This window comes from Alkalihalobacillus sp. R86527, from assembly GCF_042466185.1.
GTDB lineage: Bacteria > Bacillota > Bacilli > Bacillales > Guptibacillaceae > Guptibacillus.
Map to the genome: position 1 here is coordinate 962201 of NZ_JAXHBW010000001.1, position 26145 is coordinate 988345.

Genomic DNA, 26145 nt, shown 5'->3' on the forward strand with positions numbered 1-26145 from the left:
AGCAAGGGTTTCTCTTTTATCAACTTAAATTTCTTGTGAAAACTTTATCTCTATTGACTAACATATCCTCACATTCACATGCCAATTCTTATTTAAGTTCAGCTGATAGGTTTTCAAATATCTCAAACGAGGCCAATGGTACTTGAAATCCCCTTAATATACCGCTTTCACTTCCAATTAGCATCAAATCCCTCCCTCACTCCAAATTTGACATTACACCAATATGGGCGTATCATTCTCGTGTATTAACATAAAAACCAATAAATTTACATTTAATTAATAGATCATATTAAGCGGTGAATTCCGCTAGGAGGTTTATGACAGTCATGCGTGAACAATTAAAAGGTCAAATGAATAAGCCGTGGACATTGTTCTTTGGCGTCATTCTATTATTCTGGTTAAAAACCTACACAGTCTATCAAACTGAATTTGAATTGGGTATTAAGAATGGTATTCAATCATTTCTACTCGTGTTAAATCCAATAAGTTCATTATTATTATTCTTTGGTTTTGCATTATTTTTTAAAGAACGTAAACGAGTATGGGCAATCCTTATTATTGATTTCTTACTATCATTTCTACTCTATGCTAATGTCGTTTACTATCGTTTCTTTAATGATTTTATTACGTTGCCAACCGTTATGCACTCGAATGATGCTGGACAATTGAAAGACAGTGCATTCGCTTTAATGCAATTCACAGATGTCTTCTACTTTGTTGATACACTCCTTATTCTTGGATTGATCCTGTTTAAGGTTGTAAAACCGCAAGCACCAGTGAAAAGAAAGAAAATCGCGTTAATCTTTGCTTCAGCAGCAGTCTTTTTTACAGTCAATCTTGGCCTAGCTGAGACCGATCGTCCGGAACTTCTGACACGTTCATTTGATCGTACGTATCTTGTTAAGTATCTTGGACAATTCAATTATCAGATCGTTGATGCGGTTAAAACAATTAAATCAAGTTCACAAAGTGCATTTGCAAGCAGTGATGATTTAACTGATGTAAGAAACTTTGTTGAAGCAAACAGAACGGAACCTAACCCTGACTATTTCGGTAAAGCTGAAGGCATGAATGTGATTTACATTTCACTCGAATCTCTTCAAAGCTTTGTTATTGGAAAAGAAGTTAATGGTAAAGAAGTAACGCCGTTCTTAAATAGCCTGGTTGAAAATCAAAACACGTTCTATTTTGATAACATTTTCCATCAAGTTGGACAGGGAAAAACGTCTGACGCAGAATTCATGATGGCGAATTCTCTTTATCCGTTACCTAGTGGATCCGTAGCAATGGAGAAAGCCCGTAATACGTATCAAGCACAACCGGCCATTCTTGAACAAAAAGGCTATTCAACTGCTTCTCTACATGGGAATGGTAAAACGTTCTGGAACCGTGATGAAATGTATAAGTCATTTGGTATTCAGAAGTTCTTTGATGCAAGCTATTACGATATGAACGAGCAGGATGTTCATAACTACGGTCTTAAAGATAAACCATTCTTTAAACAGTCCATGCCTTATCTTGAAAGCCTAGAGCAACCATTCGAAGCGAAAATGTTGACGCTATCCAATCACTTCCCGTTTACGATGGATGAGGGAGATGTTGATTTCCCTACACCTGAAACAAATGATGGAGTGGTAAATGGCTACTTCCAGACGGCAAAGTACATGGATGAGTCGATCGAACAGTTCTTTAATGACCTGAAAGAGTCTGGTCTTTATGATAATACGATGATCGTTATGTACGGAGATCATTACGGTATTTCAAACAATCACAATAAAGCAATGAGTAAAGTAATGGGGAAAGAAATTACCCCTTACGAACATGCACAACTGCAGCGTGTGCCACTTTTCATTACTGCACCTGGTGTGGAAGGAAAGCAAGTACACCAATACGGTGGACATATGGATGTTAGAGATACTGTTCTACACTTGTTAGGTGTTGAAACTGATAAATTCATTTCATTTGGTTCAGACCTTCTTTCAGAAGATCACCGTGAAATTGTACCGTTTAGAAATGGCGATTTCGTAACACCTGAAGTCACATCTGTTAACGAAAAATGCTATCAGAATCCGACAGGCGAAAAGCTAGATGCTGAAGCATGTGAACAGCCTGGCAAGTTTGTTGAAGAATCTCTCGAACTCTCTGATAAAGTTGTTTACGGAGACTTACTGCGTTTCTATAATCCTGAAGGCTTCAAGCCTGTTAATCGGAATGATTACAATTACACTGTTAATCAAATAGATCCTAAGCAAGAAGATCCTGAACAACAAAAAGAACAGAAGTAATAAAGGGTATAACTAGCTCGAAATGATAAAAAGGTTCCGATCATCGTTCTGATGATTGGGACCTTTTTTAATTATTCCAATTCTATTTTAAAAGATACTTAATTTTATTTATGTTGAGGTGCTAACTGATCCTGCCCCTTAGGTCTGATTTTCTTATTCATATTAGCAAAGAAAATAGATGCTTTCACACTGGATAAAAAACAAAAAATTCACATAATAAATTGAACTAAATATGTAAAAAATTGCTATAATAGTTTTATAGGACAATGTAGGAATCTACATATCGTAAAAAGGGGGCGGATTATGTCTGAGTTGAATGAGAATCCGTTAATGAAGACAGATGAAAAGAAGCCAAAGGTTAAGGTGGAAAGAAAAGAAGGGGAACCAACTGCCGCATTTAAAGGAGCAAGTTGGACAGCTTTGGTAATAGGTGTTTCGGCTTATCTGATAGGCCTTTTCAATGCTGGAATGGAACTTAACGAGAAGGGTTATTACTTTGCAGTGTTGGTTTTCGGGCTGTATGCTGCGGTCTCCCTGCAAAAAGCGGTGAGAGACAAGGAAGAGGATATCCCTGTTTCGGGTATTTATTACGGGCTCAGTTGGTTTGCCGTTATTGTAGCCATTTCGTTGATGGCGATCGGGCTTTATAATGCTGGGAGTATCATCTTGAGCGAAAAAGGGTTCTATGGAATGTCCTTTGTTCTTAGCCTGTTTGCGGCCATTACCATTCAGAAAAATATTCGGGATACGCAGTTGGCTAAAGAAAGAGATTAATACAGGACTTTTCTTTATCTTGGTAAATGAAGTTCTGGGAGCAAGGAGATCTTAATGATTTACTACTTGTTTATCGCTCACAAAAATAAGCACCTCACCAGATGACTCTAAAGTCTAATCATCACGGTAAGGTGCTTATTTTTTAATCCCTTGAATTACTGAATACGAAACTACTAATTTTAAACTGACTTTAATGTTAACCTTCCATACTCTTATCCTGTAATGAGTTTTCAGTAGCTGCCCTATTAGTTGTCGCTATATAAAATAAACAAATACCAATTAAAGAAATCAACAACATAACATATGCCATGATTTGATAATTTAGATAAGAGCTCATAGAAATTAATGAGGAAGACAAAATCACTCCTAAAGACATAATCTGACTGTTAACAGAACTATAATTTGCTGATTGTTCTTTAGGTATTGTGTTTGACAGTTTTACTCTTAAAGCTGGCATAACAACTAACTCAGCCAGGGATGCTATGAACATTGCTATCATTAATATTTTAAAACTATTGAAATATGCCAAACTGAAATATCCTAATGAAAAGACCAATAAAGATATAAGTAAAAAATTTCCTTTGTAAATATGTTTAATGAATTTAAACACTACTAAAGAACCAACTGCCACTATGATCGTATTCTCAGCCTGTAAGAATCCAATTACATTAACACCCTCTAAATTAAACCCTAAAACATTGGTCTCATTAAAGTTGTTTGATATCTTGATACTTAAATAATTACTTAATTGATTCTCAATTAATACAAAACAAAGGCTAGAAAAAGTAATAAGCATAAATTTTCTATTCTTTAATACAGTGCTGTACTTTGAAAAATTTGCGTTAAAACTAAATAAATGAACTTTTTCGTCCTTCTTAACTTCTTTTAAAGTTTCTTCAAAATACACTATTGTAATTAGTCCTATAAGAAGGTAAAGAATTCCACTAATCAATATGCTATAAACAAAATACTTTTCAAACATTAATCCGCCGATAATAACTCCAATTGCTAATCCAACATTAGTTAACCAATACAAAAGGGTGTAAACTTTCTTTCTAGTGTCTATATCTGTTACATCTATAATCATTGCATTGAAGACAGGGGCACTAATTCCTCCACAAAATGTCACTAGTAATAATGTGATATAGATAATATACCCTTCTTGTACATACACTAAATAAATAAATGGACCTATTAACAATCCTATTCCTCTCACTAAATCAGCAAATACTAAGAGATTCTTCCTTCCTTTAATATCAGAAAGTGAACCACTTATATGATTACCTAGCATACTGGATAATACAAATGTCATCATAATAGCTCCAGCTATCAAACTTCCATATACTCCAGCAAAAAAGATTGCGAGAAATGGAGAAAATAAACTAGTACTAAACCTTTCAAATAAATTAAATACGATTCTAATCACTATATTTTTATGCAAAAAATCACTCTTTTCACAATTATTTGACACTTAACGCTCTAAACTATATCATAAAATTAGATAATTTGGAAAGAGGTGGAAATCGATGAATCTAAAAGAGCAAGGCATCCGTTCAATAGAATGTCCAGTGGACCTGATTTCGGGAACAGTTTCCTAAGAGAATTACTTAATAGTAATGTCTTTCCTAGACATTACTATTTTTATTTGACTTTAATGCTTATAGAAAAGGACTGAAAAATTAGTATGAAAATTATTGAGTTTCGCCCTTATATAAAAGTTTATATGAATACAAAAGAAAACGAAGTCTTTCTATCGCGTCCTTTAACTGATGGTGATAAAGGGGATACATATGAATTGGAAGAGCATATTTCATTATTATTTAAGTTGATTCGTGATGCTAAATATACAGAGGAAATAATCATTAATAAAGTCACTAGTCAATTCCCTGGCACTGCTCAAGAAGTTAAAAATACTCTAAGTTTCTTACTGGAAAATAACTATATTAATGTAACTGATAAGGAAATCGAAAGATCTATGATGAAGGAATTAGAAAATTATCAACGCATAATACCTTTATGGTCTGAATTTGAAACACCTTCCCTGACACGATACGAGATTCAAAAGAATTTAATGAATAAAAAAATTGGGGTAATAGGTTGTGGAACCATAGGAACTGGAGTAGTGAGTCAACTTGTATCGTATGGAATTAGCGACTTTGTACTAATGGATAGTGATACTGTTGATCGTACTAATTTAACAAGACAAACATTATTTTCATTAGATGATATTGGTAAGCCAAAAGTAAATGTATTAAAAAAGTTCATTGAAAGTAGGATTGAAAATTCTACAATTAATGCTGTACGACAAACATTTGGTACTGATGAAGAGCTTTCAGTATTTGAGCATGTTGATATAGTGATATTTGCTGCAGATTCTTCTAATTTACAACGAGTTAAATCTGATGAGATAAGAGCGCTAGAAAATATGCTTGAAGACTTTTCAAAAACTCATAATATACCGATTGCCTTTACTGGGGGATACAAGGGGCATACAGGAAGAATATTACCAATAGTACTACCTCAAAAAACACACTCTCTTACTTGTTTAATTAAGAATTTAACGAGTAATTCTAATCATTTAAATTACGACTATGCTATAGATTTAAACAATAATAGTAGTATTTCTTTAAGCTCAACATCAGAAATGAGTAGTATAGTAAGCAGTATTGTATCTTTTGAAATAATTAAATTTTTAAGTGGGGTAATACCTGTTACATTAATGAACAAAGTACTATATGTAGAATTTCAAAAATACACTGTAGATCACATAGTTTTCCCAGAAGAGAATTATAACTGCTTTTGCACAACAAAAAAATTAGATGAAACCGTAATATAATTCGTTAATTAACTAAAAAAAAGAAAATTAAGAATTATTTTACTTTTTTGTCATTTTATTGTACTATGTAATTAGAAATCATTGGAAGGTGGTGTTGGATAATGAAAATCAAAGAAGAAAATATTCGTTCAGTAGAATGCCCTATCGATTTTATCTCAGGCTCAGTTAACTAATTTCAGGAGTACATAAGGGTTTAAAACATCAATCCTTTAATCAAATGGAGTAAAGAAAAAGTTAGAATTATTTCTCTTTTCTTTCATTTAATGTACTGGGTAATTAGAAATCAATGAAAGGGGTTTTGAATAATGAAAATCAAAGAAGAAAATATTCGTTCAGTAGAATGTCCTATCGATTTTATTTCAGGCTCAGTTAACTAATTGCAGAAGTAAAAAAGGGTTCCGCTCATCAATCTTTAGTGATGAGCGGAACCCTTTTTATTTGATTATACTCTTAATGAGGTAGAGCTAGTAAAGTTATGTTAGGTGTTGATTCAAAGCTGTTTGTTAATTAAATCTCCTATAACATCATCCCATCTTCATATACTTAATTATGTCTATAATAAACATCCAGGTTAAGCACTTCTCTCAATCTTCTCATTCCCATTTTTTCTCTCAGCCGGCATTAATAATGGCTTAGGTGGACATGCTTTTTTGGTTAATTTAGATACCACCATAATCGTCACTAGGCCAGCAACCATTGCGAGTGTTCGGAATGGAAAGAGGACAACTCCGTCTTCAATCATTGGATATGGTAGGAATACCGGAAGCCCAATGATTGGCTCTCCACCACCGATTCTAAGAATGAAAGAAACGATTAATCCTGCAATTGATCCGTATTTATTCGCATCTTTAAAGAACAATGCGGTTGTAAGCTGTGGAAATAGAATAACATAAACTAGGTCTGCAGCAAGATACCATAAGGCATAAACACTTTGAACATTTAAAGCAATGATCGTAGCTGCAATTCCAACTAGTATGATTGAACGTTTAATAATCTTCTTAAGTTGATCGCTTGATGCATTTGGTTTGAAAAGTGGACGATATAGATTCCAGGCAGCCATCGAAGATGCTGATAGAATGGAAGAGTCCATTGATGACATAACAGCAGCTGCGAGAGCTCCTAAACCAATCGCTCCTATAATGTCAGGTGTTAAATACTGCAAGACATACGGAAGAATCATAGCTGGGTTATCAGGAGCGTTTACACCAAGGCTTGCCCAATCTGTATCTAATCCGATGGCACCGATAATCACTGCTGGGATCGCTGCGAGAATACACACGAAACCTGCTGAGATTGAAAGCCACATGGCGGTTTTCTCAGTTTTAGCTGAAAGAACACGTTGGAAGTAAACCTGCCACGGAATTCCGCCTAAAATAAGTAGTAAGGCGAAGTCCCACCAGTTCCAATAGGAGTTCCCCCACTCAGGGTCAGTCCATCCATCTAATGGAGGGAATAGATTTGCATAGCTCCCCATGTCCGTTTGGTAATTACTCCACACAGAGCTTAGACCACCAACTTCTGAGAGTGCAAATGGAAGTACCAAGAATAGTCCGATCATAACGGCTAGCATTTGAAATACATCAGTAAATGCAACGGACCACATTCCTCCAACGACCGTGTACGCAATAGCAATGATCGCTGATAGAATAATAGATGTTTGGAAGTCTAATCCTAGAATCGTTCCAAACGTTGTGCCGAGAGCAGTTAAGATCGCACCACTCCAGAAAACTTCCCCTAACAATGCTGGAATGTATAATACACCCGCAACTTTCTTTCCGTAACGCTGTTCGAGTGGATCAATCATCGTCATAAATTCATAGCGACGCATTTTTCTTGCATAGAAAATACCGCCAATAATTAAGCTTAATGCATAACCCCATGGGGCCTGTGCCCATGCTAATCCGAATGAATACGTTGATTCTGCTGTACCTGATATGTATCCGCCGCCGACCCAAGTAGCAGCCATCGTAAACATTGAAATCCACAATGGTAAAGAACGTTTCGCTACCATCATGTCTGAGGCAGACTCGGATTTATTACTAGCCATGAATGCCCCAATATAGTAGATTACCCCGTAGAAGGCGAGCATAGCAATAAATGAACCCCAATTAATATTAGTGTTCGTTGTACCTAAGTAAATAAACATAACGACAATTGCTGCTACAAATATACCTACTTTTAGTAAGTTACCTTTTCGTTCAGTCAAATATCATCATCCTCTCAATTAGTTTTAATTTAAAACCTTTTTCAGGCGTATCCATGCAACGAGACATGTTTATCTCTTTTATTCTTCAATTCGAAGAAATTTAAGTCATATACACAGAATGGGAATATGTATCGATCTTGATGTGGCTATGTGACCTTTCTAGTAAATTATAAAGCGTTTTAATCTACCAGGCCTGTGCTTGTCTTTCACTCCTTTCAAACGTTACACCCTTCTCCGTGCAGAAAATTAAGTTTGTTAAATATTTATTTAACGCATTTAATTATAGATGCTACATGAATCGATTTTCTTTGTCAAATTGGTGTGTGAAGTTCTTGAAAAGCTCTAAACCCTGGCACAAACGGTTTTAAACGTGAGGGGATGAATAAATAAAGCAGAACATGTTGTACTGGAAACGTTAGCTCTATCACTATTAGAAGTATAGAAGAAGGGACACAAAAGGTGGACTGACTTCCTCTGTTTCATCGGTATGGAGGTTTTTTATAAGAGTTCCAACATAAAAGCTTGGTTAACACCTACATGTAGTTTCAAAGTCTGTCTCCTAGTTTAATCCATTTTTACGGTGGAGGAGAAATATAGTATGTTAAGAATGATAGGCTGACAAAAAGTAAGGAGTGAAGAAAATGTCATCCACCCCAATGGTCGAGAAAATCGAAAAAGCTGCGTTACCGTTGTTCGCTAGAAAAGGATTCGATGGTACTTCCTTAGACAAAATAGCTAAAAGTGTTGGAATCAAAAAACCTTCTTTATACGCCCACTTTGATAGCAAAGAAGATCTATTTATAGGTATGCTTCAAAAAGTGAATAGAGATTATCGGGATTTTCTAAAAGAGAGAATAGACCAAAATAGAAACATGACAACAGAGCAACAGATGTATTATTTGTTGAAAGACAACTCTACCTATCTCAAAAATGAAGACCTTGGTCTTTTATTTAAGAGATTTATGCTTTTTCCTTCACTAAAGGTGAATGACACATCTCATGAACAGTTTATTGAATCGGAAAAAGCCTTAACGGAGGTATTGATCGGTATTGTAAAAGTAGGAAAGGAAAAAGGGGATATTAAAGCGAATGAAGATCAGGTAATCGATGCTTACTTATGTTTACTTGATGGTAGTTTCGAACAGCTTTTTTATTATTCAGAAGTAGAGTATGAGGAGCGTCTCAAAAACGCTTGGGGTATTTTCTGGAATGGTATTAAAGGATGATGAAAATAACGGGGGTTGGAACTTTGATAGAACTCGTTAGTCTATGGAACCGTTACTATAGACTAACGAGTTTTTTCATATCCATTTACTCTTGTGGATCTTTCGGTAGAAATTCAAAAATCTTCCCGCTTCTTATACTTTCAACTAAGTCATCCAACCAGCGATAGTATGTTTTGGATTCTTCCAATTGATCGTAGTACGTTTTTGCTTCTGCAACAATTTCTGGTGTGCTGTTGGAATCTTTGATAACTTCTATAAAATCTTCTTGTGCTTCCTCAATGGCTTCCATATTCATTTTCGCTTCGCGTTCCCACATCTGACAATAAAATGCCATAAACGAACGGAAGAAATTCTTCTCTGCTGCATAAGTATGTTTCCTAGAACCGCGAGTGAATGTTTTTTTTACCATCTTGATTTCTTGAAGCCTGCGCACGCTAGTACTCATGCTTGGCTTACTCATGCCGAGTTCTGTACGCATTTCATCAAGAGTCATTTGATCTTTAAAATACATTGTCGCGTATAAGTTTGCCGCAGCAGGTGTTACACCATATAAATCCATCGTCTCTGCAATGGTGCCAATGACTTTATCTTTGGCTTTCTCTATATTCATCTTTGGTCTTTCAGAAGATTCACTCATACAATAGGTCGCTCCTTAACAATAAAGTAAATCGAGTTAAATATTTATAAAATATTCTATATGAACTAATTGTTAACGTGTTCAGAATAAAAGTCAAATACAAGATTTTAATTTAGAAAATTTAAAATTGATATCCTCTACTACACTAGTTATACCCTTCTTAGAAATATTAATTCTTACTGTAGCTATGGCGGATTTTATTTTGACAGTAAAAAAAAGAAGTGTTAACGTTAAGTTTGTTAAATAAATTCTTAATAAAATTAATTTACTTCGACATAGGAGTTGATAGATATGGATCTAAAATTAAAACAATACATAAATGGAAAATGGGTAGACGCGAACTCAGGAAATACGCGTACGATTATTAATCCATTTAACCAGGAAGGAATTGCGGTTGTTCCAGAGGGTGATGAATCTGATGCAAAAGATGCAATCGCTGCAGCAAGAGAAGCATTTGATAACGGAGAATGGGCAACTACTCCTGCCACCGAGCGCGGAGCGATCGTTAGGAAAGTTGCTGAATTCATTGAACGAGATAGAGAAGAACTAGCTCACTTAGAATCGTTGGATACAGGTAAAACAGTAGAAGAAAGCCGTGGAGACATGGATGATATCGCTGGAGTATTTCGTTACTTTGCAGAACTTGCTGATAAAGATGGCGGAGAGCTCATCGATTCTCCAATACCTAACTCGATCAGTAAAGTGGTACGCGAACCAGTTGGTGTTTGTGGTCAAATTACTCCTTGGAATTATCCTTTACTACAAGCTTCCTGGAAGCTAGCTCCTGCGCTTGCGACAGGAAATACATTGATCATAAAGCCAAGTGAAATTACACCGCTCACTCATATTAAAGTATTTGAATTGATGGAAGAAGCGGGAGTGCCTGCCGGTGTTGCAAACCTCGTTCTTGGAGCTGGCGATACTATTGGTGCAGAGCTGTCTCGTAACACAGATGTAGACCTTATTTCTTTCACAGGCGGCATTGTAACCGGAAAGAAAATTATGCAAGAGGCAAGCGTGAATGTGAAGAAACTCGCACTTGAACTTGGCGGAAAAAACCCGAATGTTATCTTTGCTGATGCTGATTTCGATCTAGCAGTCGACCAAGCTCTTAACGGAGTATTCTTCCATGCCGGACAAATTTGTTCCGCTGGTACAAGACTGATTGTAGAAGAAAGCATTCATGATGAGTTCGTACGCGCACTTGTTGAGCGAGTGAAGAAATTCAAGCTTGGGAGCGGATTTGAAGAAGATACACAAATGGGGCCCCTTATTTCAGCAGAACACCTTGCGAAAGTAGAAAAGTATGTAGAAGCAGGAATTCAAGAAGGAGCTACGGTAGCAGTTGGTGGGAAACGCCCAGAAGATCCTGAATTACAACATGGCTTCTTCTACTTGCCTACGATTTTCACAGATTGCACGACAGACATGAGCGTTGTCCAAGAAGAAGGTTTTGGTCCCATTATTACGGTTGAGAAATTCCGTACAGAAGAAGAAGCTATCAAGCTATCAAATGACTCGATCTACGGGCTTGCTGGCGGCGTCTTTACAAACGATATTGCAAAAGCAGAACGCTGTGCAGCGAAAATGCGCATGGGTACGGTTTGGATCAATGAATTTAACCTTTATTTCCCTCACGCACCTTGGGGTGGATTTAAACAGTCTGGTATCGGACGTGAGCTAGGGAAACTCGGCTTGGAAGAATATACAGAATCAAAGCATATCTTCCAGAACCTTAAACCAGAAACAATCAACTGGTTCTAATAGGACGATCAATTTTTAGCGGAAGCCGATGAATCGGCTAAACATACAAACTACTAAACTAATAACGACATGGAATAGGGAAGTAGGGGAATCGGACAATGCTTGTCTGCACACCTTTTTTCCTATTCAACATCAAGGAGGAACAGTGTATGACTGAATCATATGATTACGTAATCGTTGGTGGCGGAAGTGCGGGTTCTGTACTCGGCAACCGTCTAAGTGAAGATGGAAAGAAAAGTGTGCTTGTATTAGAGGCTGGGCGAAGTGATTATTCATGGGACCTTTTGATTCAAATGCCAGCAGCCTTGCCGTTTCCTTCAGGGAAAGACCTTTACGACTGGCAATACGAAACAGACCCTGAGCCATACATGAAGGGGCGAAGCATCCCGCATGCGAGAGGAAAAGTACTTGGAGGCTCTAGTTCCATTAACGGAATGATCTATCAAAGAGGGAATCCAATGGACTATGAACGTTGGGGTGCTGACGATGGCATGGAAAGCTGGAACTTCGCGCACTGTCTTCCATATTTCAAACGCTTGGAAAATGCTCTAGCATCTCCAGATGATGATCTTCGAGGTCATGATGGCCCGATCAAATTAGAACGCGGACCAGCTAAAAACCCACTATTCCAAGCTTTCTTTAATGCGGGCGTAGAAGCTGGTTATTCACGAACTCCTGATGTGAATGGCTTTCGTCAGGAAGGATTCGGACCGTTTGATAAGCATGTGTACAAAGGTCAGCGTCTGTCTGCTTCACGTGCCTATCTACACCCATTTATGGACCGTGAGAACTTGACGGTTAAAACACGATCTTTTGTTTCGAGCATCGACTTCGATGGTAAACGTGCCAAAGGATTGACGTATCGCCGAAATGGAAAAACACATCAAGTTGAAGCAGGTGAAGTGATTCTTTCAGGCGGTGCGATCGCAACACCACAAATGCTTCAACTAGCAGGAATTGGGGACGCTGAACACCTTCGCTCCCTTGATATCGAACCGATCGTTGACCTTCCAGGTGTAGGGGAAAACCTTCAAGATCACCTTGAAGTTTATGTGCAACACACATGTCCAGAGCCTGTTTCTGAACAGCCTAACCTAAGTAAAGCGCGTATGCCTTGGATTGGCTTGCAGTGGATGCTTGGACGAACTGGACCAGCAGCAACCAACCACTTCGAAGGTGGAGGATTCGTTCGTTCAAACGAGGATGTTGACTATCCGAACTTAATGTTCCATTTCCTTCCTGTAGCGGTACGTTACGATGGTCAAAAAGCGGCTACGAAACACGGATTCCAAGTTCATATCGGACCGATGTACTCTGATGCCCGCGGCTCATTGAAAATTCGCTCGAAAGATCCGAAAGAACATCCGAGCATGGTGTACAACTATCTTTCCACTGAACAGGACAAGCGTGAGTGGGTAGAAGCGATTAAAGTTACTCGTGACATTATGTCTCAACCAGCCATGAAGAAATATAATGGTGGCGAAATCTCACCAGGTCCTTCTGTGCAAACTGAGGAGGAAATCCTCGAATGGGTGAAAGAAGATGCTGAGACAGCACTTCACCCATCATGTACGTGTAAAATGGGGCCAGCCACAGATCCGATGGCCGTTATTGATCCGGAAACGATGAAGGTTCATGGAGTTGAAAACCTACGAGTGGTCGATGCATCTGCAATGCCTTATGTGACGAACGGCAATATTCACGCACCTGTATTAATGTTAGCAGAAAAGGCAGCGGATCTTATTCTTGGACGTAAGCCGCTGGATCCAATTGATGCAGACTTCTATCGTCATGGTGTACACCCAGCTGATGCAGGAACTGTAACTGAATAATAGATTAGAGAAATCAGTTATTAATAGAAATGCATAAAAACACCCCCGACAAAGTCATTTGAAATGTCGGGGGTGTTTTCATATCGTGTTCTATTAGGTGTGAAGCTGCTTAAGGACGCTTCAAACCGAAAGCGAGCATCCGGCGGATAACATCGTGATCTCGCGGGTCGCTTAAACTATACTCACCTAGTACACTCAGAGGACTTCCAATCAAGTGGAATTTATTCCATTTGCATGATATTTTCCCAATTATGAATATGTGGTTTTGCCGGTATGCTTTTTGTTCAAACGAGGGGAAGAAGTTGTGAAGACGGCTTAATAGAATTAGTGGGTTGTGTTTAGTGGTACGTCTTAAATATTTGGAAAAAGATGATGATAGTGATGGTGGAAATAATATCAGAGCCTGTTGGATTAGGAATTGAACAGTTGTATAAAGGTGTTAGGGTAAGTGTAACAGCAGGCGCATTAACCAATGACTTTAAAGGTAGCGATTAAGAATGCAAAAGAATTATTAGAAGCCAGTTCTAAGCAAATAGTCCGTTCATGTTAACAAAACTATTAACTGTTTTAATCAAGCACCAGATTCAAACAATATTTTAAACTTACTATAAATGTGAGATGCTTCTTCACTTTTCTATTTGCATTATAATCACTTTTTAGAAACTACTTTTCTTATGATCCAATACTCATTAGAAAAAGTGGTTTTTTTTGTGCTTATATTATATATCGAGCACTAATTAATGGGATAGTGAGTAGACTTTTTTATAACTTACAGACACTATTGAAAATTAGAATAAATGAAACTCAATTAATAATCAATACTTATAATTTATACCCATTTCTGCTTTTAAATCGTTTTAGGATAATGGAACTCTCCACACGTGTAATTCCCTTAACAGAATAAAGCTCTTCATTAATAAAACTCTCGAGCATCCTAAAATCCTCTACTAATACATGCATATGAAGTGTACTAGGTCCTGTCATTTGGTAAATACTCGCTACGTTGGTATTATCAGCTAGATTTTGTGCAACTTCTTGTAGTTTCATCGGTTCAACATCTACTTCAAAAAAGGCAGAAATATTCTGTCCAAACTTTTCAGAGTTAACAACGACAGTGAACTTTTCGATGACCCCCTTATTTTTGAGATTGTTTATCCTATCTTTAACAGCTACCCTTGATAATCCTACTTTTTCGGCTAATTCAACATAAGACAATCTGCCATCTTCTACTAGCTCCTGAATAAGCAGCTTATCTATTTGATCAAACTCCAAATTTTTCATAGTTATCTCCTTTTTATATTACTTTAAATTCATTATATCAAAACACAACGTATTACAAAATATACCTATTCTTTCTTTATGTATGTTAATGATTAAATTACTTATTCATATGAAGGTATTTACCCCATTTTTATTAACTATTGTCATTATTTTGTTGACAATGCTTTATAGATTACTTATTATGTTAGTTAATTCAAAATTGTTTGAATAATAACCCTTAGGAGGATGAAGATGAGAATTCGTGGAATTGTAGGTTTGCTTTTAAGTTTGTTTTTATTGGGAGCTTGTAGTGCTGAGAGCAGTTCGGAAGATCAAGTCGCGGCGTATCCAAAGAAAGCAGTTCAAATTGTCGTACCTTGGGATGCAGGTGGGGATACAGATGCGATTAATAGAGTGATTGCACAAGAGTTGGAAAAGGAACTAGATCAAGATGTCATCGTGAAAAATATCGCCGGTGGCAGTGGAGTGATAGGAGCTCAGGAAGTACTTAATGGAAAACCTGATGGTTACACGCTTTTGGCGGTTCATGATTCAGTAGCTATGTCTGAATTGATGGGACAATCTGAGTTTGGTTATTTTGACTTTCAGCCTATTTCATTGATGACTTCTACATATGATTTAATTGCAACTAATCCAGAGAACCCTTGGGATTCAATGGAGGAAGTAGTGAAAGATGCAGAGCAAAACCCAGAAAGTATTACATATGCTGCTTCAATCGGTTCCACTTCCCAACTAGAACCAGCATTGATTCAAACTGCTTCTGATATCGAGTTTAATATAGTTGGTTACGATGGAACTGCAAAGAGAATGAAGGCTGTTGTTGCCAACGATGTTCATTTAGGAAGTGTTTCAATTGCTGCCGGCAAAGAGTATATGACAGATAATCGTATGAAACCTCTTGGTTATACAGGTGAAGAAAGAAGCGAAGAATTTCCGGATGTTCCAACCTTAAAGGAGCAGGGCATCGATGTAACCTCCGCGGTAAGTAGAGGACTCGTAGCACCAAAAGATACGCCTCAAGAGATTGTAAACAAGCTCAATAGTGCTCTTGAAAATGTGGCGGAAAATGAAGAGTTTCAACAAAGAATGAAAGAATTAGGTAGTGAGGTTAATTTCAAAGGAACGGAAGACTACAAAGCATTCTTGGAAAATAGTGAAGTAGAAATGAAGAACTCTCTAGAAAAAAGTGGTTTATTAGAGTAATAGGAGGACGAGGAAGTGTTAAGTGTAAAGAGGGATCTAATTAATTCACTAGTGATTTTATTGTTTTGTGGACTAGCTTATTATGGGTCTTCAATGATTCCTGAAAGAAGTTTAGGTAAAACCGAGGGAGATTTTTTTCCTAATATTATTATCTTTACGCTCACGTTTTTAAGCTTATTGTTATTGATTAAAAGCATTTATCAGAGTTTTAAGTTGGAAAAAGAAAACAAAAACAATACCATCACTGTAAAAGATAAAATCAAGGAAAATAGGAAAGTAATCATAACGTTTCTACTTTTCGGTTTATATATTTTGGTGATGCCTTATATTGGTTATTTTGTTTCGTCCGTTACCTTTTTGTTTTTACTGTATCTTCTCCTATCTCCTCATAAGAAGAAACTATGGCAAGTTTTCTTAGGGATCTTGGGAGTCACCTATTTGCTTAGCTTTATTTTTCAAAAATTCTTGTTAGTATTTTTGCCTACTGGGGTGTTGTTTTAAAGGGGGATAGAGATGGAAAATATTCTGTTGAGTTTCGAATCCATAATAAATTTTCATACGATAATGATTTTATTATGCGGTGTTATCGCTGGAATCATAGTTGGTAGTATTCCTGGTTTTACAATTACAATGGGCGTTGCATTAACCCTTCCATTCAGTTTTAGTATGGATCCTGTTAATGGCATAGCACTTATGATGGGGGTTCAGGTTGGAGGGAGTGCCGGTGGATTAATCACCTCTTGTCTTTTTGGAATTCCGGGTACACCTTCCTCCGTCGCCACTACATTTGATGGTTATCCAATGGTAAAGAACGGAGAAGCAGGCAAAGCTTTAGCGATTGGGTTGTGGTCTTCTTTCATTGGATCGATTATATCAGGAATTATTCTTATTCTAACCGCTCCAATTCTTGCAGAATGGGCATTAAAGTTTGGACCGTGGGAAATGTTTGCACTCATGTTGTTTGGGATAAGTGCGATTGCAAGCTTAAGCGAAGGTTCCTTGATCAAAGGACTCATTTCGGGGGTGTTAGGAACCTTATTTGCCTTAGTTGGATTAGATCCCTTAACAGCTATCCCGAGATTCACATTTGGATTATCTGAGCTTTTATCTGGTTTTAATTTTCTACCGGTTTTAATCGGAGTATTTGCATTTTCACAATTGATGAATGATATAAAAAACCCTCCGGTGCCTGTACCAGTGAGCAGTACGGCCAATGTTCGTTACCCATTATCACGTGTCATAAAAGACTTATGGACTTCCTTGACGAATGTGCTCCGTTCTAGTTTTGTTGGAACATTCGTCGGAATCCTACCAGCAGCAGGAGGAAGTATAGCAAATATACTAAGTTATGATATTGCAAAGAAGTTTTCCAAAAAATCACATGAGTTTGGCAAAGGGAACAAAGACGGTATTATTGCAGCGGAGTCAGCTAATAATTCTTCAATCGGAGGATCTTTAGTTCCTATGCTCGCCTTTGGTATCCCTGGCGATGCCGTGACCGCCATGATGTTAGGTGCTTTATTAATCCATGGAATACAACCAGGGCCACTACTTATGGAGAATCAGCCTGTATTGGTTTATGGAATATTTGTCTCGTTTTTCCTGGCTGCCATATTAATGTTATTCGTTCAGAGTTATGGCATTAAATTCTTTTTGAAGATCAATCAAGTTCCTCATCACATCCTGATACCCGTAATATTATTGCTTTGTGTTCTAGGTAGCTTTGCAGTGAACAATAGAATATTTGATGTATGGGTACTACTGATTTTTGGGCTTATTGGATACTGGATGAAGGCAAATAAGTTTCCCTTAGCTCCGTTTATACTAGGTATTATTTTGGGACCGATGATTGAAGAGAATTTACGTCAAGCGATTTCAGTTAACTCTGACATAACCGTCTTCTTTAGTCGACCGATATCTGGAATATTAATAATGCTTTCGATTGTGTCCATGGGATATGGCATATACAGCAATATGAAAGTCAAAAAAGACAATCAAATTCAAAAATCCAACTAGGAGTGTTAACAAATGATTACAACGAACTCAACTTCTTACCCTTATGCAGTAACACGTAAGGCTACCTATGCCAAGAATGGAATGGTAGCCACATCACAACCTCTTGCATCACAAGCGGGTCTAGATATCTTGAAAAAGGGAGGTAATGCAATTGATGCTGCAATTGCAACCGCAGCTTGTCTTACAGTGGTAGAACCTACCTCCAATGGTATTGGAGGTGATGCATTTGCGTTGGTATGGACAAAAGGAAAGCTGCATGGTTTAAATGCGAGTGGACGTTCTCCAAAAGGAATTTCTATCGATGCACTTGAAGAGGCAGGGTACGAAGAAATTCCTAAATATGGCTGGGTACCTGTCACTGTTCCTGGGGCACCTGGGGCATGGGCGGAGTTATCTAAACGATTTGGAAAACTTCCTTTAGAAGAGGTTCTCGAGCCCGCTGTCCATTATGCGGAAGAGGGTTTCCCGGTATCCCCGACTTTAGGAAAGTTTTGGGGGAAAGCTTTTCAGAATTTTAAAGAAGGTTTAGATGGAGATTTATTTTCTGAATGGTTCAATACCTTTGCGCCAAAAGGAAGAGCTCCAGAAGTGGGTGAAGTATGGTCTTCACACGATCATGCAGAAACATTACGTTCCATTGGAAAAACGAATGCTGAGTCTTTTTACCGAGGAGAGCTTGCTGAGAAAATTGTTTCCTTTTCAGAACAAAATAAAGGCTATATGACAGCAGAAGATTTAGCTGATTTTCAACCTGAATGGGTTGATCCAATTCGTACTAATTATCGCGGATATGATGTTTGGGAGATTCCACCAAATGGGCAAGGTTTAATTGCATTACAGGCATTAAATATATTAAAGGGATTCGAATTCGTTGCGAAAGATTCGATTAATACTTACCACAAACAAATAGAAGCTATGAAGCTTTCTTTTGCAGATGGTGAAAAACATATTACAGAAGAACAGCGGATGAAGCATGCAACAGAAGAACTATTAAGCGACACGTATGCAGAGGAAAGAAGAAGTCTAATTAATGAAGAAGCATTATTACCTGAAGCAGGTGATCCCGTAATGAGTGGAACGGTTTATCTAGCTGCAGCGGATTCAGAAGGTAATATGGTTTCCTTTATTCAAAGTAATTATATGGGGTTCGGCTCTGGTCTAGTCGTTCCGGGTACTGGAATCGCACTACAGAACAGGGGCCATAACTTTTCGATGGACCGTAAACACGTGAACGCTCTTGAAGGTGGTAAAAAAACCTATCACACCATTATTCCAGGTTTCTTAACTAAAGACGATCAGCCAGTAGGTCCATTCGGAGTTATGGGAGGATTTATGCAACCTCAAGGTCATGTTCAAGTCGTCATGAATACGATTGATTTCGGATTAAATCCACAAGCAGCCCTTGATGCACCGAGATGGCAGTGGATAAAGGATAAAAAAGTAGAGGTAGAAAACACATTTCCCCATCACATTGCACAAGAATTAGCGGAAAAAGGACATGATATCTCTATTCAATTAGAACCTAATAGCTTTGGTCGCGGGCAAATTATTTGGCGAGACCCCCGCTCAGGAGTACTTGTAGGTGGAACAGAGTCTAGAACTGACGGAACTACGGCTTGTTGGTAATAAATAATAAGGAGCCAATCTTCTATGAATGCACATTGGAATTTATTTATAGCGTTCTTTAGAGTTGGAATGCTTGGCTACGGAGGTGGACCAGGTTCGATTCCGCTTATTCATAAAGAAGTAGTCGATAAATACAAGTGGGTAACAGCTGAAGAATTTGGAGACATTTTAGCACTTGGAAATACGTTGCCAGGGCCTATTGCAACTAAACTTGCTGGTTACATCGGCTTTAGGATAAAAGGCTTCTGGGGAATGATAAATGGCGTCCTAGCAACGATTACACCGACTATATTTCTAGCGATTCTTTTGCTTACTTCGTTGTCAAATATCAAAGAATTTGATTGGGTACAGGGCATGACTGCAGCTGTTATTCCGGTAGTAGGTGTGATGCTTGCAGTATTAACTTGGCAATTTATAGAGAAGTCCGGTAAAGGGATGGGATGGATCAAAACGATAACAATGTCTGTCATCATCATGATCGTATTAGAAGTAATCGGTATCCATCCTGGTATTATGATAGCTGTTCTTTTAGCGAGCGCCATCATCCAGAAGGATAGGAAGCAGCAAATACAAAAAGAGGTAAATTCATGATGATCTATTGGAAAATTTTCGTAGCTTTTTTCATTCCTGGCATATTAGGATATGGAGGGGGACCATCGTCTATCCCACTAGTAGAAAATGAAGTCGTTCAACATAATAAATGGATGAACGTTCAAGAATTTAGTGAAGTTCTTGCACTTGGAAATTCATTACCAGGACCAATTGCAACTAAAATGGCAGGCTACATCGGATACGATGTAGCTGGTGTGCCTGGGGCTATTGTTGGTGTATTCGCTACTGTCGCACCTTCCCTCATGTTGATGATTTTTCTGTTAGGTATTCTCTTTAAATATAAGGATTCTCCCAAAGTCAAACGGATGACACTTTACGTGCGACCTGTAATAGCGGTATTGCTTGGTGTAATGGCGTGGAGGTTCTTTTTAGAATCATACATTGGAATCGGTTTATGGCAAACCTTACTATTACTTGTTGTCAGTTACGTATTATTGGAACAGGTGAGGGTACACCCAGCTTTCGTTATCGTAGGGGCATTGGTATATGGTGGATTTTTACTATAGAGTTGCCTTTATTGAAATGATCGATAATATAAAGATCTTTGATCATTAGGAAGCTTTTGATTATGTGACTCAAAAAATTGCGAAATAGGATCTTTAATCAACCACTTCTCTTAACAAAAGAGGAGTGGTTGTTTCTCACGTTAAATAGTAGAGAATCTGTTAAGCTCCTTTTGAAGTAATTAAAACAAACTAAAGAAAACAATGATCGAAATTAACTTTTCAATCATTGTTTTTTTATATCTATTTGTTGGAGTCTCCCTGTAAAATCAAACGATTGTAACCTTAATTCATACTGAAAAGGTAATGATTTTTTTGAAAGCGCTTTTAAAAAAGCATTGTAATCAATTATGAACTGTGTTAATTTTTAATTATTCAAAAATCTAAACGTTTACATTTAGGAGCGAAACGATGAGTCGTAAACCAACTATCGAAGATGTAGCTAGAGTTGCTCAAGTTTCTGTGGCGACTGTTTCCCGTGTTATCAACAAACAGGGTGGCGTTCGAAAACCTACAGAAGAGCGTATTTTAGAAGCTATAAAAGAATTAAAATATGTAAGAAGCGCAGTGGCACGGAGTATGGTGCGAAAAGAGACAAAAACCATCGGTGTCATTATTCCTGATATATGTAACCCGTTCTTTCCTGAAATTATCGCAGGGATCGAACGAAAAGCGATCGATCAAGGGTATTTTACAACGCTCAGTAGTTCGAGCGGTTCAAAAGAGATAGAGAAGAAGATCATCGATCATTTCATCGAACGTGGTGTTGATGGTGTCATCCTTACGACTGCTGATGAGAGTGGTGAACAGATTTCATCGTTAGTAGAAGCAAACATTCCTGTTGTTGCAGTTGACCGAGCAATCAAGAATTTTGATGTGGATACAGTCTTAATTGGAAACCAAGAAGGGGCTTATGAAGCTGTTCAACATTTAATTGAAGAAGGTCATAAGAAGATAGCGATCATTTCTGGCCCACACGATACAACACCAGGATTAGAACGATACAACGGCTATATCAAGGCGTTAAGAGACGCAGGAATTCAGGTGGAAGAACAATGGATAGGCGATGGAGACTTTATGGAACAGAGTGGCTATGACCTAACTAAAAGGTTTTCTGAATTAGAAGATCGACCTACCGCTATCTTTTCTAGTAACAACTTAATGACGATCGGTTGCATGAAAGCATTGAACGATATTGGTTGGAAGCTAGGTCAAGAGGTATCGTTTATCGGTTTCGATGATGTTGAAATCGCGACCTTTTTGAACCCGCAGCTCACAACCGTTTCCCGTCCGATGCGATCACTTGGAGAATTATCCTTTGAGCTACTACTCGATCGATTGAATGCAAAAGAAGAAAAACCAAAGATGAAGCGTCAGTACATATTAACTCCAAAATTAAAAGTAAGAAAATCATGTCAATTTCCAAAATGAAATTTTTTTATATAAAAATCTAAACGTTTACATTTTTAGGAGGAAGTCATGAAAAAGACAGGGATTTTAAATCCAGAGCTAACGAAATTGATTGCAGAAACGGGGCACACCGACACAGTAGTGGTTACGGATGCTGGGCTGCCGTTACCAGAAACAGTTGGAACGAAAGTTGATTTTGCATTAAAAGAAGGGCAGGTTCCGTTTCTAGATTTGCTCGACACGGTGTTAAATGAGCTATCAGTTGAGAAAGTCATTATGGCTGAAGAAATCAGATCGACTAGTCCTGACATGCACGATAACATTCTAAGTCGTTTTCCAAACATTGAGATTCAGTATGTCCCACATGTAGAGTTCAAACGCCAGACAGAAAACGCAAGGGGACTCGTTAGGTCTGGAGAGTTTACCCCATATGCGAATGTCATTCTTGTAGGTGGAGTCGTTTACTAGGTAAGAGATTGTTAAAGTTAAAAGGAGGGGAGTTCGATGAGTCATTTACTAGAAATGCGTGACATTACAAAGTCCTTTGGTAGTATCAAGGTTCTAAAAGGGATAAACCTCTCAGTGAAAGAAGGGGAAATCGTTGCTCTGCTTGGCGAAAATGGAGCTGGTAAATCAACTCTTATGAAGATCCTAGCGGGTGTTCATGAACCTACAAGTGGAGAAATTTACTTAAGCGAAAAGGCAGTGAGTATACATGGTCCCAAGCATTCTCAGGAATTAGGTGTCAGTATTATTCACCAAGAATTTAATCTGATTCCTGATTTAACGGTTGCGGAAAATATTTTCTTAGGTCGTGAGAAACAGAAAATTCGTGGCATCATTCATTGGAACGACATGCATAGAGAAACGAATGAACTGTTAAAGAAAGTCGGTCTCAGCAGATTAGATCCTGCGCAGCTGATTTCTGAATGCTCGATCGCTGAACGTCAATTGATTGAAATCGCAAAAGCATTGTCGTTCAAATCGAGTGTCTTAATCATGGACGAGCCTACGGCAACCCTTAACAACGAAGATACTCAGACGCTCTTGAATCTTATGAAAGCGCTTGCTGAAGAGGGGCTCGGTATCATCTTCATTACACATCGGCTCGAAGAAGTTTCCATCGTAGCTGACCGTATCGTAGTACTTCGTGACGGAGAGTACATAGGATCAGAAGCAGTAGCTAACGTTTCAAAAGATGACATGGTTTCGATGATGGTAGGTCGAGATATTACAGATTTATTCCCAGAGCGAACGATCCCGTCGGATGATGAGGTGTTACAGGTTAAGAACTTAAGTATACGAGAGGGACTTTACGATGTATCGCTCACGGTTCGAAAAGGAGAAGTGCTTGGGGTAGCAGGGTTGATGGGATCTGGAAAATCAGAATTATCCAAAGCGCTGTTCGGTTTACATAAACATCAGACTGGTTCAGTCACGATGATGAATCAAAAAGTGACGACACCGAAGGAAGCCATTGATGCTGGGATTGCACTCGTAACAGATGACCGAAAAAGCGAAGGGGTTATTTTAGATCTTTCTGTTTATGAGAACTTGCTATTGCCGTTTTACCGTCGCATTTCACGCACAGGTATTTTGAAGAAGACGCAAATGGATTCCATCGTATCAAAGTGGATTAAGGATTTGAGGATCAAGGTGCATGCTCCTAACGTTGAGGTGAATACGCTAAGCGGGGGTAACCAGCAAAAAGTTGTCCTAGGCAAATGGTTGCAGATGAATCCTAACCTATTAATCTTAAATGAACCAACACGTGGAATCGATATCGGAGCAAAAACGGAGATCTATAAAATCATTCACGATTTAACGGAAGAGGGGATATCGGTGATCTTGATTTCATCCGAAATGCCAGAACTTCTTGGAATGGCGAATCGCATTATCGTGATGAACGAAGGACGCATCACAGGTGAACTTGATGTAGAAGAAGCTACACAGGAAAAGATATTTTATTATGCAACCAGGGGGGATGACCATGGGAAAACAAGCTGAAGAGAAGTCAACATGGATCAATACACTATTTCTACTCGATAAATACCGCGTTTTAATCATCTTTCTAGCACTTATACTCGTTGCAAGCTTGTTATCAGATGCCTTCTTCACCATGAGCAACTTGCTGAATGTATTAAGGCAGGTCTCGATTGTAGCAATTATCTCAGTCGGTATGACCCTTGTTATCTTGACTGCAGGAATCGATTTATCTGTAGGTTCTGTTATGGCATTTACTGGGGCAGTAGCAGCAGGCGTTATTACTTCAGGAGTGTCGTTCCCAATCGCTATCCTTTTATGTATGGTAATCGGTCTCCTTATGGGGGCTGCGAATGGCTTGATTGTTGCCATTGGGGGTGTTCCATCCTTTATTGCGACTCTCGCAGTCATGGTTATTGCAAGAGGAATGACCCTCGTTTATACACAAGGTAATCCTATTGTTATTAGTGATCCTGGCTTCCGTTTCATTGGAGGAGGATCGATCGCAGGTATCCCGTTCCCAATCGTGTTGATGATCGTAATTTTCATCATCATGTATTGGGTGTTAAAACATACAACATTTGGCCGTTATATTTATGCGATTGGTGGAAATGAAGAGGCGACTCGTTTAGCTGGAATTCCGGTCAACCGAGTGAAAATTATTGTATACGCGTTAGCTGGTCTCTTCTCATCTGTATCAGCTTTGATCTACACGTCACGGTTGATGTCTGCACAGCCTAATGCCGGAATGGGCATCGAACTAGATGCAATCGCAGCCGTTATTATCGGGGGTACACGATTAACTGGTGGTAAAGGTGGCGTGACAGGAACGTTGATAGGAGCTCTGATCATGGGTGTCCTTGATAACATCTTAAATCTTATGAACGTGTCACCGTTCTATCAGGATATCGCAAAAGGTATCGTTATTCTGGTCGCTGTTCTGGTAGATAGTAAATTAGCCAAAATAAAAAAATAAGGAAGCGGGGAATGAAAAGATGAAAAAATGGTTTGGATTGGTACTAGTAGGTTTGTTGATCGCAGCTTTGGCAGCATGTAGTGGAAACGAAGGAACAAGTGGTGACGGTGGAGATGTAGATCCAGACGCATACAAAGTAGGTCTTGCGATGAACACGTTGAACAACCCATTTTTCGTTGATTTAAAAGAAGGTGCAGAGGAAACAGCGAAAGCAGAAGGCATTAACTTGATCGTCAGTGATTCACAAGGCGACCCAGGAAAGCAAATGTCTGAAGTAGAGAACCTTCTTCAACAGGATCTAGATCTTCTTATTCTGAATCCGGTTGATAGTGATGCTGTGGCCCAGGCTGTGAAACTAGCAAATGATAAAGATGTACCGGTTATTACAGTTGACCGCCAAGCGAACGGTGGAGAAGTTGTTTCTCACATCGGTTTCGATGCCCTGAAGTCTGGAACAATCGCAGCAACATATTTGGATGAAGAATTGAATGGCTCAGGAAAAGTAGTTGAAATCCAGGGTATTCTTGGCACAAATGTTGGTCGTGATCGCAGCAAAGGTTTTAATGATTATATGGGTGATGTGGAAGATATTGAAATTATTGCTAAACAATCCGCTAACTTTGACCGTGGTGAAGCATTAACAGTTATGGAAGATATCCTTCAAGCAAACAAAGACATCGATGCTGTTTATGCAGCAAATGATGAAATGGCAATGGGCGCACTTTCCGCAATCGATGCAGCTGGACGTTTGGATGAAATCAAATTAATCGGTACGGATGCAATCGATCCTGCTCAAGACGCTATCCGCGAAGGACGCATGAGTGCAACGATCGCAGAACCACCATATTTCCTTGGTCGCGACAGTGTAAAAACAGCGATTAAAGTAATGGACGGTGAGTCTGTTGAAGAGATGATTCTTCTAGAAAATACACTCGTTACAAAAGACAATGTAGATGAAGTAAAAACAAGGTAGGT

The 26145-nt window shown here is 38.4% G+C and carries 21 protein-coding genes; 17 read left to right on the forward strand and 4 right to left on the reverse strand.

What is annotated here, in order from left to right; translation table 11 throughout:
- The first annotated feature begins 317 nt into the window (after window positions 1–317).
- On the forward strand, window positions 318–2285 hold the full coding sequence (gene ltaS / locus SJY16_RS04940; RefSeq protein WP_377887980.1) for a lipoteichoic acid synthase: 1968 nt from the start codon (window positions 318–320) through the stop codon (window positions 2283–2285).
- Between the two features lie 303 nt (window positions 2286–2588).
- Window positions 2589–3059: an inner membrane protein YiaA gene (yiaA, locus tag SJY16_RS04945; protein WP_377887981.1), complete on the forward strand. Its 471-nt coding sequence runs from the start codon at window positions 2589–2591 to the stop codon at window positions 3057–3059.
- Window positions 3060–3255: 196 nt separating this feature from the next.
- Here the strand turns inward: yiaA and SJY16_RS04950 are convergent, their stop codons facing one another.
- Window positions 3256–4500 (reverse strand): MFS transporter, encoded by a 1245-nt coding sequence (locus SJY16_RS04950; RefSeq protein ID WP_377887982.1) that lies wholly within the window; start codon window positions 4498–4500, stop codon window positions 3256–3258.
- Window positions 4501–4743: 243 nt separating this feature from the next.
- Here SJY16_RS04950 and SJY16_RS04955 point away from each other — a divergent pair, with 243 nt between their 5' ends.
- A complete protein-coding gene (locus SJY16_RS04955) occupies window positions 4744–5895 on the forward strand; it encodes a HesA/MoeB/ThiF family protein (protein WP_377887983.1) in 1152 nt (383 codons plus the stop codon).
- 571 nt (window positions 5896–6466) lie between these two features.
- Here the strand turns inward: SJY16_RS04955 and SJY16_RS04960 are convergent.
- Window positions 6467–8041 carry a high affinity choline transporter 1 gene (locus tag SJY16_RS04960; RefSeq protein WP_377892058.1) on the reverse strand — a complete coding sequence of 525 codons (1575 nt, stop codon included), beginning with the start codon at window positions 8039–8041 and terminating at the stop codon, window positions 6467–6469.
- A 701-nt stretch (window positions 8042–8742) separates the two neighbouring features.
- Between SJY16_RS04960 and SJY16_RS04965 the strand changes: the two genes are divergently transcribed.
- Entirely contained in the window at window positions 8743–9327 is a 585-nt protein-coding gene (locus SJY16_RS04965; RefSeq protein WP_377887985.1) for a TetR/AcrR family transcriptional regulator, read from the forward strand.
- 85 nt (window positions 9328–9412) lie between these two features.
- On the opposite strand, the gene cudC is transcribed toward SJY16_RS04965, so the two are convergent.
- Window positions 9413–9964 carry a choline uptake/conversion transcriptional regulator CudC gene (gene cudC, locus SJY16_RS04970; protein ID WP_377887986.1) on the reverse strand — a complete coding sequence of 184 codons (552 nt, stop codon included), beginning with the start codon at window positions 9962–9964 and terminating at the stop codon, window positions 9413–9415.
- 291 nt (window positions 9965–10255) lie between these two features.
- On the opposite strand from cudC, the gene betB reads away from it, so the two are divergent.
- Together betB and betA are read left to right on the forward strand one after the other, a co-directional pair.
- Window positions 10256–11728 carry a betaine-aldehyde dehydrogenase gene (betB, locus tag SJY16_RS04975; protein WP_377887987.1) on the forward strand — a complete coding sequence of 491 codons (1473 nt, stop codon included), beginning with the start codon at window positions 10256–10258 and terminating at the stop codon, window positions 11726–11728.
- Between the two features lie 149 nt (window positions 11729–11877).
- Window positions 11878–13560 carry a choline dehydrogenase gene (betA, locus tag SJY16_RS04980; protein ID WP_377887988.1) on the forward strand — a complete coding sequence of 561 codons (1683 nt, stop codon included), beginning with the start codon at window positions 11878–11880 and terminating at the stop codon, window positions 13558–13560.
- Between the two features lie 822 nt (window positions 13561–14382).
- Here the strand turns inward: betA and SJY16_RS04985 are convergent.
- Entirely contained in the window at window positions 14383–14832 is a 450-nt protein-coding gene (locus tag SJY16_RS04985; protein WP_377892059.1) for an Lrp/AsnC family transcriptional regulator, read from the reverse strand.
- A gap of 240 nt (window positions 14833–15072) precedes the next feature.
- Here SJY16_RS04985 and SJY16_RS04990 point away from each other — a divergent pair, with 240 nt between their 5' ends.
- From SJY16_RS04990 to SJY16_RS05040, 11 genes are all read left to right on the forward strand, one after another.
- Window positions 15073–16044, forward strand: coding sequence for a tripartite tricarboxylate transporter substrate binding protein (locus SJY16_RS04990; protein ID WP_377887989.1), 972 nt, complete (start codon window positions 15073–15075; stop codon window positions 16042–16044).
- Window positions 16045–16059: 15 nt separating this feature from the next.
- Complete coding sequence (locus SJY16_RS04995; protein ID WP_377887990.1) at window positions 16060–16545, forward strand: tripartite tricarboxylate transporter TctB family protein; 486 nt, start codon at window positions 16060–16062, stop codon at window positions 16543–16545.
- A gap of 12 nt (window positions 16546–16557) precedes the next feature.
- On the forward strand, window positions 16558–18060 hold the full coding sequence (locus SJY16_RS05000; protein WP_377887991.1) for a tripartite tricarboxylate transporter permease: 1503 nt from the start codon (window positions 16558–16560) through the stop codon (window positions 18058–18060).
- A gap of 12 nt (window positions 18061–18072) precedes the next feature.
- Complete coding sequence (gene ggt / locus SJY16_RS05005; protein WP_377887992.1) at window positions 18073–19686, forward strand: gamma-glutamyltransferase; 1614 nt, start codon at window positions 18073–18075, stop codon at window positions 19684–19686.
- A 24-nt stretch (window positions 19687–19710) separates the two neighbouring features.
- Window positions 19711–20277: a chromate transporter gene (locus SJY16_RS05010; RefSeq protein ID WP_377887993.1), complete on the forward strand. Its 567-nt coding sequence runs from the start codon at window positions 19711–19713 to the stop codon at window positions 20275–20277.
- Entirely contained in the window at window positions 20277–20804 is a 528-nt protein-coding gene (locus SJY16_RS05015; RefSeq protein ID WP_377892060.1) for a chromate transporter, read from the forward strand. Before SJY16_RS05010 ends, SJY16_RS05015 begins: the two co-directional genes overlap by 1 nt.
- A 408-nt stretch (window positions 20805–21212) precedes the next feature.
- Window positions 21213–22232, forward strand: coding sequence for a LacI family DNA-binding transcriptional regulator (locus tag SJY16_RS05020; protein ID WP_377887994.1), 1020 nt, complete (start codon window positions 21213–21215; stop codon window positions 22230–22232).
- Window positions 22233–22280: 48 nt separating this feature from the next.
- Window positions 22281–22679, forward strand: a complete 399-nt coding sequence (rbsD, locus tag SJY16_RS05025) for a D-ribose pyranase (protein ID WP_377887995.1) — start codon at window positions 22281–22283, stop codon at window positions 22677–22679.
- Window positions 22680–22715: 36 nt separating this feature from the next.
- Window positions 22716–24218, forward strand: a complete 1503-nt coding sequence (locus tag SJY16_RS05030; RefSeq protein WP_377887996.1) for a sugar ABC transporter ATP-binding protein — start codon at window positions 22716–22718, stop codon at window positions 24216–24218.
- Complete coding sequence (locus SJY16_RS05035; protein WP_377887997.1) at window positions 24202–25170, forward strand: ABC transporter permease subunit; 969 nt, start codon at window positions 24202–24204, stop codon at window positions 25168–25170. The genes SJY16_RS05030 and SJY16_RS05035 overlap by 17 nt, the downstream gene beginning before the upstream one ends.
- A gap of 19 nt (window positions 25171–25189) precedes the next feature.
- Window positions 25190–26143 (forward strand): substrate-binding domain-containing protein, encoded by a 954-nt coding sequence (locus SJY16_RS05040; RefSeq protein ID WP_377887998.1) that lies wholly within the window; start codon window positions 25190–25192, stop codon window positions 26141–26143.
- The last annotated feature ends 2 nt before the right edge of the window (window positions 26144–26145 follow it).

Coding starts and splice junctions, on each gene's coding strand:
- ltaS (WP_377887980.1), top strand. CDS start 318: ATGACAGTCATGCGTGAACAATTAAAAGGTCAAATGAATAAGCCGTGG.
- yiaA (WP_377887981.1), top strand. CDS start 2,589: ATGTCTGAGTTGAATGAGAATCCGTTAATGAAGACAGATGAAAAGAAG.
- SJY16_RS04955 (WP_377887983.1), top strand. CDS start 4,744: ATGAAAATTATTGAGTTTCGCCCTTATATAAAAGTTTATATGAATACA.
- SJY16_RS04960 (WP_377892058.1), bottom strand. CDS start 8,041: ATGTTTATTTACTTAGGTACAACGAACACTAATATTAATTGGGGTTCA.
- SJY16_RS04965 (WP_377887985.1), top strand. CDS start 8,743: ATGTCATCCACCCCAATGGTCGAGAAAATCGAAAAAGCTGCGTTACCG.
- cudC (WP_377887986.1), bottom strand. CDS start 9,964: ATGAGTGAATCTTCTGAAAGACCAAAGATGAATATAGAGAAAGCCAAA.
- betB (WP_377887987.1), top strand. CDS start 10,256: ATGGATCTAAAATTAAAACAATACATAAATGGAAAATGGGTAGACGCG.
- betA (WP_377887988.1), top strand. CDS start 11,878: ATGACTGAATCATATGATTACGTAATCGTTGGTGGCGGAAGTGCGGGT.
- SJY16_RS04990 (WP_377887989.1), top strand. CDS start 15,073: ATGAGAATTCGTGGAATTGTAGGTTTGCTTTTAAGTTTGTTTTTATTG.
- SJY16_RS05000 (WP_377887991.1), top strand. CDS start 16,558: ATGGAAAATATTCTGTTGAGTTTCGAATCCATAATAAATTTTCATACG.
- ggt (WP_377887992.1), top strand. CDS start 18,073: ATGATTACAACGAACTCAACTTCTTACCCTTATGCAGTAACACGTAAG.
- SJY16_RS05010 (WP_377887993.1), top strand. CDS start 19,711: ATGAATGCACATTGGAATTTATTTATAGCGTTCTTTAGAGTTGGAATG.
- SJY16_RS05015 (WP_377892060.1), top strand. CDS start 20,277: ATGATCTATTGGAAAATTTTCGTAGCTTTTTTCATTCCTGGCATATTA.
- SJY16_RS05020 (WP_377887994.1), top strand. CDS start 21,213: ATGAGTCGTAAACCAACTATCGAAGATGTAGCTAGAGTTGCTCAAGTT.
- rbsD (WP_377887995.1), top strand. CDS start 22,281: ATGAAAAAGACAGGGATTTTAAATCCAGAGCTAACGAAATTGATTGCA.
- SJY16_RS05030 (WP_377887996.1), top strand. CDS start 22,716: ATGAGTCATTTACTAGAAATGCGTGACATTACAAAGTCCTTTGGTAGT.
- SJY16_RS05035 (WP_377887997.1), top strand. CDS start 24,202: ATGGGAAAACAAGCTGAAGAGAAGTCAACATGGATCAATACACTATTT.
- SJY16_RS05040 (WP_377887998.1), top strand. CDS start 25,190: ATGAAAAAATGGTTTGGATTGGTACTAGTAGGTTTGTTGATCGCAGCT.